General features: G+C 58.9%; 17 protein-coding genes. 7 read left to right on the top strand and 10 right to left on the bottom strand.

The genetic code is table 11. The features are described from left to right. Positions 1-16 precede the first annotated feature (16 nt). Complete coding sequence (locus tag ES815_RS06330; protein WP_142487111.1) at positions 17-1,204, top strand: glycoside hydrolase family 88 protein; 1,188 nt, start codon at positions 17-19, stop codon at positions 1,202-1,204. Between the two features lie 18 nt (positions 1,205-1,222). Here ES815_RS06330 and ES815_RS06325 read toward each other — a convergent pair whose 3' ends face one another. The 6 genes from ES815_RS06325 to qseB all read right to left on the bottom strand — a co-directional run bounded on the left by ES815_RS06325 (position 1,223) and on the right by qseB (position 5,432). Further along, entirely contained in the window at positions 1,223-1,750 is a 528-nt protein-coding gene (locus tag ES815_RS06325) for a hypothetical protein (protein WP_142487110.1), read from the bottom strand. Between the two features lie 23 nt (positions 1,751-1,773). Further along, positions 1,774-2,214, bottom strand: a complete 441-nt coding sequence (gene lysM, locus ES815_RS06320) for a peptidoglycan-binding protein LysM (RefSeq protein ID WP_142487109.1) — start codon at positions 2,212-2,214, stop codon at positions 1,774-1,776. Between the two features lie 180 nt (positions 2,215-2,394). Continuing rightward, positions 2,395-2,709, bottom strand: coding sequence for a putative quinol monooxygenase (locus tag ES815_RS06315; protein ID WP_142487108.1), 315 nt, complete (start codon positions 2,707-2,709; stop codon positions 2,395-2,397). 29 nt (positions 2,710-2,738) lie between these two features. Further along, complete coding sequence (locus tag ES815_RS06310; protein ID WP_032614156.1) at positions 2,739-3,320, bottom strand: NAD(P)H-dependent oxidoreductase; 582 nt, start codon at positions 3,318-3,320, stop codon at positions 2,739-2,741. Positions 3,321-3,426: 106 nt separating this feature from the next. Next, positions 3,427-4,776 (bottom strand): quorum sensing histidine kinase QseC, encoded by a 1,350-nt coding sequence (gene qseC / locus ES815_RS06305; protein WP_142487107.1) that lies wholly within the window; start codon positions 4,774-4,776, stop codon positions 3,427-3,429. After that, positions 4,773-5,432, bottom strand: a complete 660-nt coding sequence (qseB, locus tag ES815_RS06300; protein WP_142487106.1) for a quorum sensing response regulator transcription factor QseB — start codon at positions 5,430-5,432, stop codon at positions 4,773-4,775. The genes qseC and qseB overlap by 4 nt, the downstream gene beginning before the upstream one ends. 285 nt (positions 5,433-5,717) lie before the next feature. Here qseB and ES815_RS06295 point away from each other — a divergent pair, with 285 nt between their 5' ends. The 5 genes from ES815_RS06295 (at position 5,718) to ES815_RS06275 (ending at position 13,164) form a co-directional block, all read left to right on the top strand. Then, the gene (locus ES815_RS06295; RefSeq protein ID WP_142487105.1) at positions 5,718-6,119 is read left to right on the top strand and encodes a YgiW/YdeI family stress tolerance OB fold protein; all 402 of its coding nucleotides are present in this window, start codon (positions 5,718-5,720) and stop codon (positions 6,117-6,119) included. 119 nt (positions 6,120-6,238) lie between these two features. Continuing rightward, on the top strand, positions 6,239-8,497 hold the full coding sequence (gene parC / locus ES815_RS06290; RefSeq protein ID WP_142487104.1) for a DNA topoisomerase IV subunit A: 2,259 nt from the start codon (positions 6,239-6,241) through the stop codon (positions 8,495-8,497). Positions 8,498-8,619: 122 nt separating this feature from the next. Continuing rightward, positions 8,620-9,357, top strand: a complete 738-nt coding sequence (plsC, locus tag ES815_RS06285; protein ID WP_142487103.1) for a 1-acylglycerol-3-phosphate O-acyltransferase — start codon at positions 8,620-8,622, stop codon at positions 9,355-9,357. A 59-nt stretch (positions 9,358-9,416) separates the two neighbouring features. Continuing rightward, positions 9,417-10,829, top strand: coding sequence for a cell division protein FtsP (gene ftsP, locus ES815_RS06280; RefSeq protein ID WP_142487102.1), 1,413 nt, complete (start codon positions 9,417-9,419; stop codon positions 10,827-10,829). A gap of 163 nt (positions 10,830-10,992) precedes the next feature. Then, positions 10,993-13,164: a YgiQ family radical SAM protein gene (locus ES815_RS06275; RefSeq protein ID WP_142487101.1), complete on the top strand. Its 2,172-nt coding sequence runs from the start codon at positions 10,993-10,995 to the stop codon at positions 13,162-13,164. Between the two features lie 31 nt (positions 13,165-13,195). On the opposite strand, the gene dkgA is transcribed toward ES815_RS06275, so the two are convergent. Both dkgA and yqhD read right to left on the bottom strand, forming a co-directional pair. Next, the gene (gene dkgA, locus ES815_RS06270; RefSeq protein ID WP_142487100.1) at positions 13,196-14,023 is read right to left on the bottom strand and encodes a 2,5-didehydrogluconate reductase DkgA; all 828 of its coding nucleotides are present in this window, start codon (positions 14,021-14,023) and stop codon (positions 13,196-13,198) included. A gap of 105 nt (positions 14,024-14,128) precedes the next feature. Then, entirely contained in the window at positions 14,129-15,292 is a 1,164-nt protein-coding gene (gene yqhD / locus ES815_RS06265; RefSeq protein ID WP_142487099.1) for an alcohol dehydrogenase, read from the bottom strand. 183 nt (positions 15,293-15,475) lie between these two features. Between yqhD and ES815_RS06260 the strand changes: the two genes are divergently transcribed. Beyond that, a complete protein-coding gene (locus tag ES815_RS06260; protein ID WP_142487098.1) occupies positions 15,476-16,372 on the top strand; it encodes an AraC family transcriptional regulator in 897 nt (298 codons plus the stop codon). Positions 16,373-16,422: 50 nt separating this feature from the next. On the opposite strand, the gene yghB is transcribed toward ES815_RS06260, so the two are convergent. Continuing rightward, a complete protein-coding gene (yghB, locus tag ES815_RS06255; RefSeq protein WP_142487097.1) occupies positions 16,423-17,082 on the bottom strand; it encodes a DedA family general envelope maintenance protein YghB in 660 nt (219 codons plus the stop codon). A 141-nt stretch (positions 17,083-17,223) separates the two neighbouring features. Next, positions 17,224-18,411 carry a cystathionine beta-lyase gene (metC, locus tag ES815_RS06250; protein WP_142487096.1) on the bottom strand — a complete coding sequence of 396 codons (1,188 nt, stop codon included), beginning with the start codon at positions 18,409-18,411 and terminating at the stop codon, positions 17,224-17,226. Positions 18,412-18,430 lie beyond the last annotated feature (19 nt).

The following is an 18,430-nucleotide window of genomic DNA, read 5'->3' as shown; positions in this document are numbered from 1 at the left end:
AAGAAGGAATCGAATTATGTTAAGTCATATCACCGAGGAACGTCTGGCCGATATTCCCGCCCCCGTGGATGAACGCGCCTTTAGCGATGAGTTAAGCTCGGCGCGCAGCCACGTCCTCGACCTGATTAGCCGTCATTTAACGGAGTTCGGCGACAAATTTCCGGCAGAAACCTGCAAGGAGGGGTATTACCCGCTGACTGACAACGTCGAGTGGACCACCAGCTTCTGGACCGGGCAGCTGTGGCTGGCGTGGGAGATGAGCGGTGATGAAAAATTCCGTGCCATGGCCGAGAAACACACCCGCTCGTTTGGCCTGCGCATCGCCGGGCGCAGCGACACCAACACCCACGATCTCGGTTTCCTCTACACGCTCTCCTGCGTGGCGGACTGGCGGCTGACCGGCAGCCGTGAGGCGCGCGGTTTCTCGCTGCTGGCCGCCGAAGCGCTGCTGGAGCGCTTCCACGAGAAAGCGAAGATCATCCAGGCGTGGGGGGATCTGGCGGATCCGGAACAGGCCGGGCGGATGATTATCGACTGCAACATGAACCTGCCGTTGCTCTACTGGGCGACCGAGCAGACCGGGGATCCGCGCTTTGCCGAGGCCGCTAAAGCCCACGTGATGCAGGCCGCGACGTATCTCATCCGCGAAGATGCTTCGACCTTCCACACCTACTATATGGACGTGGTTACCGGCGCACCGCGCTACGGCAACACCCAGCAGGGCTATGCGGATGACTCCTGCTGGTCGCGCGGCCAGGCGTGGGGGGTTTACGGTTTCCTGCTGAGCTATATCTATACCGGCGACGCGACCATGATCGCCCTGTCAAAACGGCTGGCGAACTACTTCCTCAACCGCCTGCCGGAGGATCATGTCTGCCACTGGGATCTGGCTCTGGTGGGCACCGACGCCCTGCGCGATTCGTCATCGGCGGCGATTGCGGTGTGCGGCCTGCTGGAGCTGGTGAAGCATCTGCCGGCGACCGACCCGGACCGCGAGCGCTATCTGGCGTGGGCGAAAGGGATAATGTCCTCGCTGACGAAGCACTATCTGATGGGCAAAGAGGAGAAGGGCAACGGTCTGCTGAAGCACTCGGTTTATCACCTCGCCAGCAATAAGGGCGTGGATGAGTGCGCCAGTTGGGGGGACTACTTCTATGTAGAAGCTCTGGTGCGTTTTACCCAGAGTTGGAAATTGTACTGGTAAATAAAAGCTGGGGTGAGGTCACCACCCCAGCACCTCTTTTATGACTCGCCGGTAAGGAGTGTCGATCTGCTCCGGCACCTGGTCGATGTAGTTCCGCGCGTGCTGGCGGGCCTCGCCGCTCAGGCTGTCCAGATAGACAATGGCTTCGTCCACGGTGGGCACCCGGCCCTCCAGCGAGGCGCTTCTCGGCGGCAGTCCGGTCCAGATCACCGCCTCGATACCTCTCTCCACTGCCCATTCTGAAAGCAGACCGGTGTGGCGACCGGCGATCGGCAGCGAGCCGATGCCGTCACAACGTTCCTCCGGGATCCCCTCGCGCTCGCGCAACGCCTGACAGGCCACGCTCAGCGTTTCCGCGTTGAGCCATGCCCAGAGCACCGGTACGGCAGGGGCATTCATACAGATGGCGGTAGCCAGTTCACCGCCGTCGCTGACCCGGCAAAACTCGACGGGCAGCGACGGCCCGTCGGTTTTCCACTCCCCGGCGACGGGGAGTGAGCCGCTTTTCCATATCAACGAGCCCCAGCCCAGACAGGCTATCTTCATTATCGTCCCTCTATGCGACGCTATCAGGCTTCAGGAATACGCAGCGTCTGCCCCGGATAAATTTTATCGGGGCTGGAGAGCATAGGGCGGTTGGCTTCAAAGATTTTGTTGTATTTCGACGCATCGCCATACACGGTTTTGGAGATGGCGCTCAGGGTGTCGCCCGATTTTACCGTGTAGTAGGTGGCTTCATGCTGGGTGTCGGTGGCGGTGATGGTGTTCTCCACCTCGCTGACCCCTGCGATGTTCCCCACCGCGACCTGGATTTTCTCCTTCTGCTCCTGGGTCAGCCCGTCGCCCGTCACCACGGCCTTACCGTCGTTGACGTTGACCTGCACCTTTTCGGCACCCGGTATGTTGAGCTTTTTAAGGTGCTCCGAGACTTTATCACTTTGACCTTTGTGATCGGTCAGGTTATCCCACAGCTTTTCACCTGCTTCTTTAACGAAGTTAAAAATTCCCATTCCTTCCTCCAGATAACAATGAAATCAGGAATAAGCATAGCAGCTGCGCTTTAAGGTGATAAAAAAAGCCCGGTAACCTAAGGTTACCGGGCTTCTGTTTTGCCCGGTGGCGCTACGCTTACCGGGCCTACAAAACCGTAGGCCGGGCAAACGCAGTGCCGCCCGGCGATACCGTGGAGGTTAAACCCCCTGCTCCAGAATACGGATATGGGTTTCCAGAACGTCACCTTTCACCGCCTCGCTCCACGCTTTCATGTGCGGGGTTTGCAGGTGGGCTTCGAGGTGGGCCACGGTCTCCCACAGCTCAACCATCACAATGGAGTCCGGGGCGGTGGTCTGGAAGCTGACGCCTGCGGCGGTGTCCACCATCGGCGCGTAGCCGTGGCAGCCAGCCTCTTCTAAAACGGTTGGGATAATTTTTGCGAACTGATCCAGCACCGCCTGACGGTGATGTTGCCCAGGACGGGTGCGAATTTCAGCAATAACGGTAAGCATGGTCATTTCTCCTGATAACATGCCATCAGTTAAGCAAAAATTTCCGCGAGATGCTTGCGATATTCTGCGATATAGCGTGGCACATCCGGCATTTTGATCACGTCGTTGGTGATAAAGGTCGGCAGGGCTTCCATTCCGAGGAACTGGTTAGCCTTGTGGAACGGCAGATAAACACCGTCAACGCCCACGCCGTGGAAGAACTGATCTTCTTCGGTGAAGGCTTCCATCGGTGCGTTCCAGGTCAGGGAGAGCATGTATTTTTTCCCCTGGATCAGGCCGCCGGAGCCGTATTTCTTCGATGCATCAGAGCGGGTGCGGCCGTCGCTGGCATACAGCGCGCCGTGACCTTCGGTAAAGACGTCGTCCATGTACTTTTTCACGGTCCATGGCGCGCCCATCCACCAGCCAGGCATTTGCCAGATTACGACGTCGGCCCAGAGGAAGTTCTGCACTTCGGCCTGGATATCGTACTCGCCGTCGGTGCGCACGACCTTAACATCATGCCCGGCGTCGCGCAGGAAGCCGTCCGCGACCTCGGTCAGGGTGTCATTCAGTTGGCCATTAGAGTGGGCGAATTTTTTCGCGCCGTTGATAATCAGGATATTGCTCATTAAGTTGTCCTCAGAGTAGCGAGTCTGAGGGCCATTCTACGCGCGACAGCGGTGCGGTGAAATTAGCAAAATGTGCAAAGTCTTTTGCTGAAAAAGCAATAATGCCTTACCAGCCGATCCTGACCTCAAATCCGCCATTCTGCCCGTTGCGTAGCGAAACCGTCATTCGGTGCAGGGCGGCGATGCGCTTCACAATCGACAGACCCAGGCCGCTGCCGGTCTGATCCTGACCGGGTGGGCGATAAAAACGCTCCCCGATCCGCGCCAGGGCGTCGGGGGAAATACCCGGGCCGGTGTCGCGTACGGTCACGCTGTGGGCGTCGAGCGTCACCTCCACCTGGCTACCGCGCGGGCTGTAGCGCACGGCGTTGTCCAGCAGGTTGCGCACCAGCAGGCTCAGAAGTAATTGCTGCCCGGAGCGGGTGACCTGCGGAGCGTGGATGTTGAGCCGAATGTCGATTCCGGCCTGCTGCGCCGGGTGATAGATATCCATCACTGCCGACTGGAGTAAATCGGCCATGTTAAGGGTTTCGACATCGTCCAGATTTTCCAGCGAATCCAGGCGCGACAGCGTCAGGAGCTGTTCAACCAGCCTTGATGCCCGGTCGATCCCGGCATGCAGCTGGGTCAGGGCTTTCGCCTGCGCCTGCGGATCGTCCAGCGACAGCTGCGCCACTTCGGTCTGCACTTTCAGGGCGGTTAACGGGCTGCGCAGCTCGTGGGCGGCATCCGAAGTAAAACGACGCTCCCGGGCCATCATCTCCTGGGTGCGGGCGAAAAGCTGATTCAGCGCGTCCACCAGGGGGCGAACCTCAACGGGCACGCCATGCGTCGCCAGCCGGTCAGTGGCATCGGGGGAGCGGGCGCGCAGGGTTTGGGTCAGCTTTTTCAGCGGCCAGAGTTCACGGCTCAACAGGACGATCAGCAGCAGCAGCATCACCGGCAGGGCCACCAGCCACGGGGTGAGCTGCGATCTCACCACGTCCAGCGCCATCTCCTGGCGGTACTCCCGCTCCTGGCCGACCACCACCCGGTACTTTCCGTCCGGCGCGGTGAGCCATAAGAATCGCCATTCGTCGTTATCGTCGTTGAGCTGGCCGTTATCAAAACCTTCCCGGCGATAGTGCCAGGGAATATCGCGCCCGTTTTCACCGTCGTTGAGCACCATTTTGCCGTCGGGGGTGTAGATGGCGAAGGCCAGCGCATCGTCGTCCAGATGCCCGTGTTTCGCTTTTTTCGGCACCTCGCGCATCCGTTGTGGGGCGCGGATCTCATCCAGATCCATGGTCAGCAGCCGTTTGGCAAACAGCATCTGCTGGGTGTCGAACAGCTTATCGAGCTTATCGCTGGTCTGGTGCCAGGCGACCAGGCTGGCGGCAAACCACGCCGTCAGCGACAGGGCGAGGAACAGCAGCGTGAGGCGCAGCTTGAGGCTCAGGCGTTGGGTCAGTTTCATGCGTCACCCAGGGTGTAACCGATGCCGTGCACGGTGCGGATAAAATCGCTGCCGAGCTTGCGGCGCAGATGGTGAACGTGGACTTCTATGGCGTTGCTGGAGACATCGTCGTCCCAGGTATAGAGCTTCTCTTCAATCAGCTTGCGCGGCAGCACGCGGCCCGCGTTGCGCATCAACAGCTCCAGCAGGGCGAACTCTTTGGGCTTGAGCACCAGGGTTTCGCCATTTAGGCTGGCCACCAGCCGGCTGGGATCGAGCGTTACGCCGCCGTGGCGCAGTTCGCTGCGCGCCTGGCCGTGGCTGCGGCGCACCAGCGCTTCAAGACGGGCGGCCACTTCGATCAGGGCAAAGGGTTTGCAGAGATAATCGTCGGCCCCGAGGCGCAACCCTTCGACGCGCTGGTTGAGCGCGTCCCGCGCGGTCAGGATCAGCACCGGCTCGCTGCGGCCCCGTTCCCGCCAGTCGCGCAGGATCTGTAGCCCGTCGATGCCGGGTAGGGTCAGATCCAGCACCACGGCATCATAGGGGGCGCTGTAGAGCGCGGCTCTGCCGGTTTCACCCTCGGTGAACCAGTCCACGCTGAAGCCCAGTTTTGTCAGCCCGGCCTTAATGCCGTCGCCAATCAGCTTGTCGTCTTCTACCAGTAAAATGCGCATGTGCCCTCCCTGTTGCGGTCAGTAAACCCTCTCTAACCTTCAGCTGTACAGTAAAAAAATTTAAATTTTCCGCTTAAGAAGTTGTTAAGGTTTACCCTGTTAAATGGACTGCGAAACAACATCAACAGCCTATCCCGTTAGGCTATTTTATTTGCCATTTTGAACCTGGGCAGTGCTCACAATCCTCACGTACTTCAAGTACGCTCCGGTTGTTCCGCGCTGTCCGTGTTCAAACTGTCTGCAACAAATACGCCTACCGGGACAGGCTCTAAAGGGAGAGTTAAGATGAAAAAATACGCTGCGATTGCTGCCATCATGATGATCACCACCGCGCCGGTTTTTGCGGCTCAGGGCGGGTTTAACGGCCCATCCGCGACGGCAACCCAGACGCAAACCCAGCAGGGCGGTTTTGTCGATAACGACGCCAACCTCACCACGGCGCAGAAGGTCAAGGATCAGAAGGACGACAGCTGGGTGAAACTGCGCGGGAACATCACCGAGCGCTTGTCCGATGACCGCTACACCTTCCGCGACGAGAGCGGTACGGTGGTGGTCGAAATTGACCACAAGCGCTGGAACGGCGTGACCGTCACCCCGCAGGATAAGGTTGAGCTGCAGGGTAAAGTCGATAAAGAGTGGAACGATTTCGAAATCGACGTGAAACAGGTTATCAAGCTGAGTAAATAACCCGAAAAAGGGCCGCCATTGCGGCCCTTTTTCTCTGTGACTCGACTCGCCAGATAAGGTAGTATCTGCGGCAATATTGCCTGAAACCAACCGGTTTCTGAGTTGAGGAATCCCATTTAATGAGCGATATGGCAGAGCGCCTCGCGCTACATGAATTCACGGAAAACGCCTACCTGAACTACTCCATGTACGTCATCATGGACAGGGCGTTGCCGTTTATCGGTGATGGGCTGAAACCCGTTCAGCGCCGCATCGTTTATGCGATGTCTGAGCTGGGTCTGAACGCCAGCGCCAAGTTTAAAAAATCCGCCCGTACCGTGGGCGACGTGCTGGGTAAATACCATCCGCACGGCGACAGCGCCTGTTATGAAGCCATGGTGCTGATGGCCCAGCCGTTCTCTTACCGCTATCCGCTGGTCGACGGCCAGGGGAACTGGGGTGCGCCGGACGATCCGAAATCCTTCGCGGCGATGCGTTACACCGAATCCCGCCTCTCTAAATATGCCGAACTGCTGCTCAGCGAGCTGGGCCAGGGCACCGTGGAGTGGGTGCCGAACTTCGACGGTACGATGCAGGAGCCGAAAATGCTGCCTGCGCGTCTGCCGAATATTCTGCTGAACGGCACTACCGGTATTGCCGTGGGGATGGCGACGGATATTCCGCCGCACAACCTGCGTGAAGTGGCGAAAGCGGCCATCACCCTGATTGAACAGCCAAAAACCTCGCTGGATGAGCTGCTGGATATCGTCCAGGGGCCGGACTACCCAACCGAAGCGGAGATCATCACCTCCCGCGCGGAAATCCGCAAAATCTACCAGAACGGTCGCGGCTCCGTGCGCATGCGCGCGGTGTGGACCAAAGAGGACGGCGCGGTGGTGATCACTGCGCTGCCGCATCAGGTTTCCGGCGCGAAAGTGCTGGAGCAGATCGCCTCCCAGATGCGCAATAAAAAGCTGCCGATGGTGGATGACCTGCGCGATGAATCCGACCACGAGAACCCGACCCGTCTGGTGATTGTGCCGCGTTCCAACCGCGTGGACATGGAGCCGGTGATGAACCATCTGTTCGCCACCACCGATCTGGAAAAAAGCTACCGTATCAACCTGAACATGATCGGCCTGGACGGGCGTCCGGCGGTGAAAAACCTGCTTGAGATCCTCACCGAGTGGCTGACGTTCCGTCGCGATACGGTGCGCCGTCGTCTGAACCATCGCCTGGAAAAAGTGCTCAAGCGCCTGCATATCCTCGAAGGTTTGCTGGTGGCGTTCCTCAACATCGACGAAGTGATTGAGATCATTCGTACCGAGGATGAGCCGAAGCCGGCCCTGATGTCGCGCTTTGGCATCAGCGAAACTCAGGCCGAAGCGATCCTTGAGTTGAAACTGCGCCATCTCGCCAAACTGGAAGAGATGAAGATCCGCGGCGAGCAGAACGAGCTGGAAAAAGAGCGCGATCAGCTGCAGGCGATCCTCGCCTCCGATCGCAAGATGAACAACCTGCTGAAGAAAGAGCTGCAGGCGGATGCCGACGCCTTTGGCGACGACCGTCGCTCTCCGCTGCACGAGCGCGAAGAAGCGAAAGCGATGAGCGAGCATGACATGCAGCCGTCCGAGCCGGTGACCATCGTGCTGTCGCAAAGCGGCTGGGTACGCAGCGCCAAGGGGCACGACATCGACGCCCCGGGTCTGAGTTACAAAGCGGGCGACAGCTTCAAAGCTGCGGTGAAGGGCAAGAGCAACCAGCCGGTGGCCTTTATCGACACTACCGGGCGCAGCTACGCCATCGATCCGATTACGCTGCCGTCGGCGCGCGGGCAGGGCGAGCCGCTGACCGGCAAGCTGACGCTGCCGCCGGGTGCGACGGTTGAGCATATGCTGATGGAAGGCGACGAGCAGAAGCTGCTGCTGGCCTCCGATGCGGGCTACGGCTTTATCTGTACCTTTAACGATCTGGTGTCGCGTAACCGCGCGGGCAAGGCGTTGATTAGCCTGCCGGATAACGCCCGCGTCCTGACGCCGCTGGTGATTGAGGACGAGAGCGACATGCTGCTGGCGATCTCCGCCGCAGGCCGGATGCTGATGTTCCCGCTCAGTGACCTGCCGCAGCTGTCGAAAGGTAAAGGTAACAAGATCATCAACATCGCAACGGCGGAAGCGGCCGCAGGTGAAGACAGCCTGGCGCACCTCTTTATTCTGCCGCCGCAGAGCACCCTGACCATCCACGTGGGTAAACGCAAAATCAAACTGCGCCCGGAAGAGCTGCAGAAAGTGGTGGGCGAACGTGGACGCAGAGGGTCGTTGATGCGCGGCCTGCAACGCATCGACCGCGTGGAGATCGACTCTCCGAACCGCGGTAATGCGAGCAACAACGAAGCGTAACAGAGCACCTCCCCCTCCGTTCAGGAGGGGGTCTCGCGTTAAACATCCGTTATAAAAACAAAAGAGTTACCAGTGAACAGTTGCAGTATAATCGTCAGCTGTCAGGGGTTTTTGAGGTCGCTATGCTATTAATTGTTCGTTCCATTCTTGCCGTTATTTACTGCATTCTGGTCTGTATTTTCGGCTGTATTTACTGCCTGTTCAGCCCGCGTAATCCAAAGCACGTTGCCACTTTTGGCCACATGTTTGCCCGTCTGGGGCCACTGTTTGGACTGAAAGTAGAAACGCGTCTGCCGGAAGGGGCAGAGAAACATGGCAACGCTATCTATATCGGTAACCATCAGAACAACTACGATATGGTCACCGCGGCTAAAATCGTCCAGCCGCCAACCGTTACCGTGGGCAAAAAAAGCCTGCTGTGGGTGCCGTTCTTCGGTCTGCTCTACTGGCTGACCGGCAACCTGCTGATCGACCGTAACAACCGCGCCAAAGCGCACGGCACCATCGCCGAGGTGGTAAACCACTTCAAAAAGCGCAGAATCTCCATCTGGATGTTCCCGGAAGGGACCCGCAGCCGCGGTCGCGGCCTGCTGCCGTTCAAAACTGGCGCGTTTCACGCCGCAATTGCGGCAGGTGTACCTATTATTCCGGTGTGTGTTTCCAACACATCGAATAAGATTAACCTCAACCGCCTGCGTAACGGTCTGGTTATCGTCGAGATGCTGCCGCCGGTCGATGTCAGTAAATATGGCAAAGATCAGGTGCGCGAGCTGGCGGCTCACTGCCGCGAATTAATGCTGAATAAAATCGCTGAACTCGATAAAGAAGTCGCAGAGCGCGAAGCCGCTGGCAGGGTTTAAGCCGGCTTAAAGGGAAAACGAGTTCCCGCGTTGTTAGTACGTTTATACATGGAGCTAATATGTCACTCAGTCGCCGTCAGTTTATTCAGGCATCGGGTATCGCCCTTTGTGCAGGTGCGGTTCCGCTGAGGGCAAACGCTGCCGGGCAGCAGCAGCCGCTGCCCATCCCGCCGTTACTTGAATCCCGCCGCGGTCAGCCGCTGTTCCTGACATTGCAGCGCACCCACTGGTCGTTCACCCAGGGGACGCGGGCGAACGTCTGGGGCGTTAACGGACGCTACCTTGGCCCGACCGTGCGCGTCTGGAGCGGCGATGACGTCAAACTGATCTACAGCAACCGCCTGGCGGAGAACGTCGCCATGACCATCAGCGGCCTGCAGGTGCCGGGCCCGCTGCTGGGCGGTGCGCCGCGCATGATGTCCCCGAGCGCCGACTGGGCGCCGGTTCTGCCGGTTCGCCAGAACGCCGCCACCCTCTGGTATCACGCCAACACCCCAAACCGCACCGCGCAGCAGGTCTACACCGGGCTGGCGGGGATGTGGCTGGTGGAAGATGAGATCAGCAAATCCCTGCCGATCCCGAATCACTACGGGGTCGATGACTTCCCGATCATCATTCAGGACAAGCGACTGGATAACTTCGGTTCGCCGGAGTACAGCGAGCCGGGCAGCGGCGGTTTTGTTGGTGACACGCTGCTGGTGAACGGCGCACAGAGTCCGTATGTAGAGGTGTCACGCGGCTGGGTGCGCCTGCGCCTGCTGAATGCATCCAACTCACGCCGCTATCAGTTGCAGATGAGCGATGGCCGGGCGCTGCACGTGATTGCTGGGGATCAGGGCTTTTTACCGGCCCCGGTGCCGGTGAAGCAGCTGGCGCTGGCCCCGGGCGAGCGGCGCGAAATTCTGGTGGATATGACCAACGGCGATGAAGTGTCGATCACCTGCGGCGAGGCGGCGAGCATCGTTGACCGCCTGCGCGGCTTCTTTGAACCGTCGAGCATTCTGGTCTCGACCCTGGTGTTGACCCTGCGTCCAACCGGCCTGTTACCGCTGGTGACCGATACCCTGCCGATGCGCCTGCTGCCGGACGAGGTCCTGAGCGGGACGCCGGTGCGCACCCGGGATATCAGCCTCGGTGACGATCCGGGCATCAACGGCCAGCTGTGGGATGTGAACCGCATTGATATCACCGCCCAGCAGGGCACCTGGGAGCGCTGGACGGTGCGCGCCGATATGCCGCAGTCATTCCATATCGAAGGGGTGAAGTTCATGGTGCGCAACGTCAACGGCGCCATGCCGTTCCCGGAAGACCGGGGCTGGAAAGATACCGTCTGGGTCGACGGGCAGGTCGAACTGCTGGTCTATTACGGTCAGCCCTCCTGGCCGCACTTCCCGTTCCTGTTCCACAGCCAGACGCTGGAGATGATGGACAGGGGCTCGGTGGGGCAAATGTTAATCAATCCGGCACCGTAAATCTTGCCGGGTGGCGGCTTCGCCTGACCCGGCCTGCAGGCCCGTAGGCCCGGTAAGCGCAGCGCCACCGGGCATTAACATCCCCGCACAATACTCCTTCATTTCCCACATTGATCCAGCGTATAATCCCGCTCCTTTTGTCTATTTTTTCTTCGGAAGCATTATGAGCGCAATTTCCCTGATCCAGCCGGATCGTGACCTCTTCTCCTGGCCCCAGTACTGGGCGGCCTGCTTTGGACCGGCGCCGTTCCTGCCGATGTCTCGTGAAGAGATGGACCAACTTGGCTGGGACAGCTGCGACATTATTCTGGTGACCGGCGATGCCTATGTCGATCACCCGAGCTTTGGCATGGCGATCTGCGGTCGTATGCTTGAAGCCCAGGGCTTCCGCGTCGGGATCATTGCCCAGCCGGACTGGAACAGCAAAGAGGACTTTATGCGCCTCGGTAAACCGAACCTGTTCTTCGGCGTCACCGCGGGCAATATGGACTCGATGATCAACCGCTACACCGCCGATCGCAAACTGCGTCACGACGATGCCTACACCGCGGATAACGTGGCGGGCAAGCGTCCGGACCGCGCCACTCTCGTGTACACCCAACGCTGCAAAGAAGCATGGAAAGACGTGCCGGTCATCCTGGGTGGCATCGAGGCGAGCCTGCGCCGTACCGCCCATTACGACTACTGGTCTGATACCGTACGCCGTTCGGTGCTGGTGGACTCCAAAGCCGACATGCTCATCTTCGGCAACGGCGAGCGTCCGCTGGTGGAGGTGGCGCACCGTCTGTCGCAGGGCGAGCCGGTAGGCAACATCCGCGACGTGCGCAACACCGCGATCATGGTGAAAGAGGCGCTGCCGGGCTGGAGCGGGGTGGATTCACGCATCATCGATATGCCGGGCAAAATCGACCCGATCCCGCACCCGTACGGCGAAGATCTGCCCTGTGCCGATAACAAGCCTGTTGAGCCGAAGAAAGCCGAAGCCAAAGCGATCACCGTTCAGCCGCCGCGTCCAAAGCCGTGGGAAAAGACCTACGTGCTGCTGCCATCCTTTGAGAAAGTCAAAGCTGACAAAGTGCTCTACGCGCATGCGTCGCGCATTCTGCACCATGAAACTAACCCGGGCTGTGCCCGTGCGCTGATGCAAAAGCACGGCGAGCGTTATATCTGGGTCAACCCGCCGGCGATCCCGCTCTCCACCGAAGAGATGGACAGCGTCTTTGCCCTGCCGTACAAGCGCGTGCCGCACCCTTCATACGGCGACAGCCGCATTCCGGCGTATGAGATGATCCGCTTCTCGATCAATATCATGCGCGGCTGCTTCGGCGGCTGCTCCTTCTGCTCCATTACCGAGCACGAAGGGCGCATCATCCAGAGCCGTTCCGAAGAGTCGATTGTCAACGAGATCGAAGCCATTCGCGACACGGTTCCGGGTTTTACCGGCGTGATCTCCGATCTGGGTGGCCCGACCGCCAACATGTATATGCTGCGCTGTAAGTCGCCGCGTGCGGAACAGACCTGCCGTCGTCTCTCCTGCGTCTATCCGTGCATTTGCGAGCACATGGACACCAACCATGAGCCGACGATTAACCTGTATCGTCGCGCCCGCGACCTGAAAGGCATCAAGAAGATCCTCATCGCTTCCGGCGTGCGTTACGACATCGCCGTGGAAGATCCACGCTACATCAAAGAGCTGGCGACCCACCACGTGGGCGGCTACCTGAAGATTGCTCCTGAGCATACCGAAGAAGGCCCGCTGTCGAAGATGATGAAGCCGGGGATGGGCAGCTATGACCGCTTCAAAGAGCTGTTCGACACTTACTCCAAACAGGCCGGGAAAGAGCAGTACCTGATCCCGTACTTCATCTCCGCCCACCCCGGTACGCGTGATGAGGACATGGTGAATCTGGCCCTGTGGCTGAAGCAGCGCCGCTTCCGTCTGGATCAGGTGCAGAACTTCTATCCGTCACCGCTGGCGAACTCCACCACCATGTATTACACCGGCAAGAACCCGCTGAGTAAGATTGGGTATAAGAGTGAGGATGTGGTGGTGCCGAAGGGGGACAAACAGCGTCGCCTGCATAAAGCCCTGCTGCGCTATCACGATCCGGCTAACTGGCCGCTGATCCGCCAGGCGCTGGAAGAGATGGGTAAAAAGCACCTGATCGGCTCACGTCGCGACTGCCTGGTGCCTGCGCCAACGCTGGATGAGATGCGCGAAGCGCGTCGCCAGAATCGTCATACCCGCCCGGCGTTGACCAAGCACACGCCGATTGTGCATCAGCGTTCGAACGCGGGGGCAACCGCGAAGAAACCCGTAAAACGCAAAGCATAAAATAAAACCCCGGCTCGCCGGGGTTTTTTATTTATCCGCCAAACTGATCCGGATCCGGCCCTAAACGCTTGCCTTTATCCAGCTTCGCAATTTCACCCAGCTCATCTTTATCCAGACGGAAATCCCACACCTTGAAGTTTTCCGCGATGCGCGACGGGGTGACGGATTTCGGGATCACCACCAGGCCGCAGTCCAGATGCCAGCGAATGACAATCTGTGCCGGGGTTTTGCCGTACTTATCGGCGAGATCGCGGATGATTTTCTGATCGAACACCCCTTCGCCGCCCTGTGCCAGCGGGCTCCAGGATTCGGTCTGGATCTTGTGGGTCGCATTCCAGGAGTGGAGTTGACGCTGCTGCATCAGCGGGTGCAGTTCAATCTGGTTGATGACAGGGGCCACGCCCGTCTCATCAATCAGGCGCTGCAGATGGTGAACCTGGAAATTACAGACTCCGATGCTCTTCACCAGCCCTTCTTTCTGCAGCTCAATCATCCCTTTCCAGGCGTCGACATAGTGATCGATCGCCGGTACCGGCCAGTGCATCAAGTAGAGATCGACGAAATCGAGTTGCAGCTTGTCCAGGCTCTCCTGGAGCGCTTCTGCAGGGCGCTTCTGGTCGTTGTTCCACAGCTTGGTGGTGATGAATAACTCATCGCGTGACACACCGGCGCTGGCCAGCGCTTTGCCCACGCCGTCCTCATTTTTGTAGGCGGCCGCGGTATCAATGGAGCGATAGCCGACTTCCAGTGCTTTATGAATGGCGGACACGACCTCGTCGTTACCGGCTTTCCATACGCCGAGCCCCAACTGGGGCATTACGTTGCCGTCCTGAAGCTTGATTACGGTTTGGTTTGCCATTTTTCCTCCTTCATTGGACATCCACCAGAGGTACTCCTCTGGTGGCGTATGTGCATTAAGCCTGGCCTAAATGCCGAAAAACGAAAGGTAAGCGTGCAAAATCGCTTAGCGAGCGGCCTCGTAAATACGGCGGCTCACGTCGAGGGTAATGTCGTGATGCTCACCGATCTGGGTCATGCCGTGTTCTTCCAGTTTCGCCAGCAGGGCAGGGATGGAGCTGCCGTCCAGGCCGTAGCCGGAGAGGCGAGTTGGCACGCCCATCTGCTCGAAGAAGTTGCGGGTGGCGGCGATAGCGGCATCGATGCGCTCCTCTTCCGAACCGGCGGTGATACCCCATACGCGCTCAGCGTACTGCAGCAGTTTGCCGCGTTTGGTGTCGCGTTTCTCATTCCACAGCGCAGGCAGAACGACCGCCAGGGTCTGGGCGTGATCGAGGCCGTGCATCGCCGTCAACTCGTGGCCCAGCATGTGGGTGGCCCAGTCCTGCGGCACGCCGGCACCAATCAGGCCGTTCAGCGCCTGAGTCGCGGCCCACATCACGTTGGCACGCACTTCGTAGTTTTCTGGCTCTTTCAGCGCCACCGGGCCGTCTTCAATCAGAGTCAGCAGAATACCCTCGGCGAAACGATCCTGAATTTTGGCGTTCACCGGGTAAGTGACGTACTGCTCAACGGTATGAACAAAGGCGTCCACTACGCCGTTCGCCACCTGACGCGGCGGCAGGGTGTAGGTGTAAACCGGATCCAGTACCGCAAACACCGGCTGCACGTGCTCGTTCATAAAGGCCTGCTTGTCGCCGGTGGTTTTACGGGAGATCACCGCACCTTTGTTGGACTCAGAGCCGGTTGCTGGCAGGGTCAGCACGGAGCCCATCGGAATGGCGCTTTTGATGTCGCTGCCGCCGGTCTGCAGGATGTGCCACGGGTCGATGCCGTCAGGATAGTGGGCCGCCGCAGCGATAAACTTGGTGCCGTCCAGCACCGAGCCACCGCCCACCGCCAGCAGGAAGGTGATCTTCTCGTCGCGGGCGATTTTCACGGCGTTCATCAGGGTTTCGTAAGAGGGGTTCGGCTCGATGCCGCCAAACTCACGCACGTCCAGACCTTGCAGGGCGCTATAGACCTGATCCAGCACGCCGTTTTTCTTCACGCTGCCGCCGCCATAGGTGACCAGCACGCGGGCGTCTGCCGGGATCTGCCCGCGCAGATCGGCGATAGCGTCTTTACCAAACAGAATACGGGTCGGGGTATGCAGATTAAAATTGTTCATTGTTCGTTCCCTTAGGTGGGTGAAAATACCGGGCTAACTGATGGTGCCCATTGTGGCGAGCGCAGGCTCTCCTCTCAATGCACATTCCTGCCGTTGTCTTGCCCATTTCTACACGGAGCTGGAGAAACTGCGAAAAACCGCGCACACTGCAACAGTCGGAAACCCTGGACGGATCGAGCAAAGATGAACCGCGATGAAACCTGCCTGCATCTAACGGCGCAAATTAACAGACTGAAAGATAATGCAAATAATCTCGGCGACCTGCTGCCGGACGTGCGCCTGCTGTACGGCACTCAGCCCGGCACCCGCACGCCGGTGATGTACCAGCCGGGTATCATTTTTCTCTTTTCCGGGCATAAAATTGGCTATATCAACGAACGGGTATTCCGCTATGACCCGCGCGAATATCTGCTCCTGACAGTACCTTTACCCTTTGAATGTGAAACCTTCGCGACAGAAGCCGTGCCGCTGGCGGGGATTCGTTTAAATGTGTATATCCTGCAACTGCAGGAGCTGCTGATGGACATTGGCGAAGACGAGCTGTTTTGTCCGTCGATGGCGGCAAGCGGGATCAACTCCGCCACGCTGACGGATGAGATCCTCTGCGCCATTGAGCGTCTGCTGGACGTGATGGAGCGGCCGCTGGATGCCCGCATTCTGGGTAAACAGATCGTGCGTGAAATTCTCTATCACGTGCTGCTGGGGCCTGGCGGTGGGGCGCTGCTGGCACTGGTCAGCCGTCAGACCCACTTCAGCCTGATCAGCCGGGTGCTGAAGCGCATCGAGAGCCAGTACACCGAGAACCTGAGCGTCGATCAGCTGGCGGCAGAGGCCAACATGAGCGTCTCGGCGTTTCACCATAACTTCAAATCGGTGACCAGCACCTCGCCGCTGCAATATCTCAAGAGCTACCGCCTGCACAAGGCGCGGATGATGATGATTCACGACGGAATGAAGGCCAGCGCGGCCGCGCTGCGGGTGGGGTATGAAAGCGCGTCGCAGTTCAGTCGGGAGTTCAAACGTTACTTCGGGGTGACGCCAGGGGAAGATGCGGCGCGGATCCGGATGATGCAGGGGTAGGGTGTTCAAGTTCCCTCTCCCCTATGGGGAGAGGGTGAAGAGTATAGCTGTCAGGCGTTGCAGTACTTCTTACGGATCACCACCACGATGGTTCCCACCAGCCCTGCTACCAGCAGGAACAGCGGCAGGATCATCAGGAAGGTCATGACCTGATCTTCGTGGCGTTTCACGAATGGGATCATGCTCAGCGCATAGCCGAAGGTGGTCACTACGCCGACCCACAGCAGCGCGCTCAGCCAGTTAAAGAACTGGAAGCGGCGGTTAGAGAGGCCGGAAATGCCCGCCATGGTGGGCAGCAGGGTGCGCACAAAGGCCAGAAAACGCCCGGCGAGCAGCGCCAGCAGGCCGTGGCGATCGAACATGCAGGTCGCCCGCTGATGGTATTTATGCGGCAACTGCGCCAGCCAGCTTTTGACCACCCGCGTATTGCCCAGCCAGCGGCCCTGCAGGTAGCTGAGCCAGCAGCCCAGGCTGGCGGCGGAGGTGAGGATCACCATCGTCGGCGCAAAGTCCATTACCCCTTTACCGATTAACGCTCCCGCCAGCAGCAGCAGGCTGTCGCCCGGTAAAAATGAGGCAGGCAGTAACCCATTTTCCAGAAACAGCGTGGCGAACATCACCAGATAAACAATCCCAACCACGTGAGGGTCCGCCAGTGCTGCAAAATCGTGTTGCCAGAGTGCAGCGATAATATCTTGAATAACAGCCATGGGCTTTCCTGTGGAACAGCGTATATGAAGTTATTGTACTCCCTATTTAGCCCGATGGGTTTGATCGAGGACCCAACAAATCAGACTTTTCTGGAGGTGGTGTCCAGAAATGCCTACTTTGCGGCCTCTTTTGTCCACGAGCTATTCGATACGAGCAAACCCGGCCTCTAAATCCGCAATCAAATCGTCGACGTTTTCCAGCCCGATATGCAGACGGATCAGGGTGCCGGTAAAGTCCACTTTTCCGCCCGGACGCAGCTCGGCAATCTGCTCTGGCTGGTTCGGCAGGATCAGTGACTCAAAGCCGCCCCATGAGTAGGCCATGCTGAAAAGCGAGAAGTTATCGAGGTAGTTGGCCAGCTCGTCATTGCTCAGACGCTTGTTGAGCACAAAGGAGAACAATCCGCTGCTGCCTGTAAAGTCACGTTGCCAGAACTCATGGCCCACGCTGCCCGGCAGGGCTGGATGGTTAACGCGCGCCACCTGCGGATGCTGCGCCAGCCACCGGGCGACTTTCAGGCTGCTTTCATGATGCTGACGCAGACGAACGCTCAGGGTGCGCAGGCCGCGGCTGGTCATGTAGGCGGTATCGGCATCCACCATTTGTCCCATCAGATAGGCATTTTCACACAGTTGCTCCCAGCAGCGGGCGTTGGAGACCGCCGTACCGATCATGCCGTCCGAGTGGCCAATCAGGTATTTGGTCGCCGCCTGGATAGAGATGTCGATACCAAAATCGAGCGCCTTAAACAGCACGCCTGCCGCCCAGGTGTTATCGATCATAATGATGGCGTCCGGCGCTTTGCTGCGTACCGCCTGCACAATGGCCGGCACATCATGCACTTCCATGGTGATGGAGCCCGGCGATTCAAGGAACACGATCCGGGTGTTGGGCTGGATCAGATCGGCAATATTGGCGCCGATCTGCGGATCGAACCAGCCGGTGGTCACGCCCAGCTTGCTGAGGATTTTGGTGCAGAAGTCCTGGCTGGGCTCGTAGGCGGTGTTGGTCATCAGAATGTGATCGCCCTGCTCGACAAACGCCAGAATGGTATTGGCCACCGCCGCCGCGCCACAGGGGAACAGCGCACAGCCTGCACCGCCTTCCAGCTCGCACATCGCTTCCTGCAAAGAGAAGTGGGTCAGCGTCCCGCGACGCCCGTAAAACAGCTCGCCCTTCGCCCGGTTACGGGTGGCGTGCTTTTTGGCCTCGACGGTATCAAATACCAGCGAGGAGGCGCGCTGAATAACGCTGTTTACCGAACCGAGGGTGTATTTCTTGCTGCGTCCCGCCTGGACAAGGGTGGTATCAAGATGCTTCTCTTTCATGTCTGCGCAACCTGTTTTT

This window comes from Leclercia adecarboxylata (assembly GCF_006874705.1).
Classification (GTDB): Bacteria; Pseudomonadota; Gammaproteobacteria; order Enterobacterales; family Enterobacteriaceae; genus Enterobacter; species Enterobacter adecarboxylatus_C.
The sequence above is the reverse complement of the archived record's forward strand: the minus strand, read 5'-3'. Positions and strand labels throughout refer to the sequence as shown.